The 1479-nt window shown below is 51.7% G+C and carries 1 protein-coding gene; it reads left to right on the top strand.

Translation table 11 applies throughout. The features are described 5' to 3' along the window. On the top strand, positions 1-1351 hold a 1351-nt coding region (locus tag AB9F27_RS21810; RefSeq protein ID WP_369758192.1), incomplete at its 5' end, for a hypothetical protein. Between the last annotated feature and the right edge of the window lie 128 nt (positions 1352-1479).

Here is a 1479-nt window from a genome sequence, read left to right as displayed (position 1 = left end):
AGGTATAAAATTCTCACAGATTTTCAAGACCGCTGAAATTGCTGACAATGCCTGCCCCCAATCGTACACGGCGATCGACACGACCTATGGACCAGAATGTGTAAAGCTCAAAACTGGGAACAATTTAGATATGTCCGCAGACGAGATTGCTTTCGCGGCCTCGCGTCTAGAATCAGCTCGCTACGCCGCAATGTTGGGCGGCACGTCGGAATTTTACAAAATGGAGGGTGTCAGCTTTGATCCCAAGCGCAACAAACTTTACGTCGCTATTTCGGATCTTTCACAGGGCATGAGGCGCTCTTCCAAGTTGGCAGGCGTAGATGATGACATCAACCTAAAGACCAACCGATGCGGTGCAGTGATGCAGCTTTCAGTTGGGCCAGATTTTGTCGCAACCGACATGGATTTTTTGGTCGCTGGGGGCCCCTTCAACAGGAGTGCCGTGATCAATGCCTGCTCGATAAACAACATCTCCAAACCTGACAATATAGTTATGGGGTTGAACGACGACACGTTGCTGATCGCCGAAGATACTTCCTTCCACCAAAATGACGTGCTCTGGGCCTATGACCTAAAAACGGGCGTGCGCACTCGCATGCTAACGGCACCTTACGGTTCCGAAGTGACCTCGCCTTTTTATTACAAAAACATCGACGACGCCTTTGACTATCTCGTTACCGTGGTGCAGCACCCCTTTGGCGGAAATGGAGAGAAGTTCGTATTATCTGACGCGGACAGGCCCGCTTACGTCGGCTTTGTCGCCATTCCTGCGAAAATTCAGGGAGGCGACAGCGTCGACTTCAAGCCCCTACCTTTCCCTACCACCGACACCGAGAAACGCACTGTTCAGTTTACAAGCGCGATGTCTCTAAATGGTAACGAGATTGCGCTTAACGGCTATCAAACGCTGCTACGTTCTGGCGACAGGTTTGGGGATGCCGTGTTCGGCCGAGCTCTGACCAAAAAAGGCAAGCTTCCCGTCAATTTTGAGGGTGGTGGTTTAAAAGGGGGCGTTTCAGTCTCTCCGGACCACACGACACTGCACCGCACCAAGGCAGGGGAACTGTTTTCGATCACCCAATTCGAGAACAAGTTGGGGATGATGTATATCTCAAGCCTTGATCTCGACACCGTCTCAGGCACGCTCGTTGTGACCGGCCTGAAACCTGTCGATCTGTCTGCGACCTACGGAGGCTCTGTCTTTTGCGCTGGCATACCGACCGCTTGGGGCACACATTTGGGGGGTGAAGAGAGAGACTATGATGCCCGCGCCTTCGAAGCTGCCGGATCCGTTGACGACGACTTCGACAAGTACCTCGCGTATTTCGGCTTCAATCCGAAGGCGAAGTAAACCGCCACCGATAGCAATCATTTCTACAACGCCTAGCTCGACAGAGTTCCACTAGAAAACGATCTTCAACAGCATCCTGAACTTTTGTGCGGCACCCTGATCATTTCTTGAAACCGCGACATATAATT

It is taken from the genome of Falsihalocynthiibacter sp. CO-5D18 (assembly GCF_041205445.1).
GTDB classification, from domain to species: domain Bacteria; phylum Pseudomonadota; class Alphaproteobacteria; order Rhodobacterales; family Rhodobacteraceae; genus Falsihalocynthiibacter; species Falsihalocynthiibacter arcticus.
Note: the sequence above shows the minus strand (reverse complement) of the source record. Positions and strands in the feature narration are given on the sequence as shown.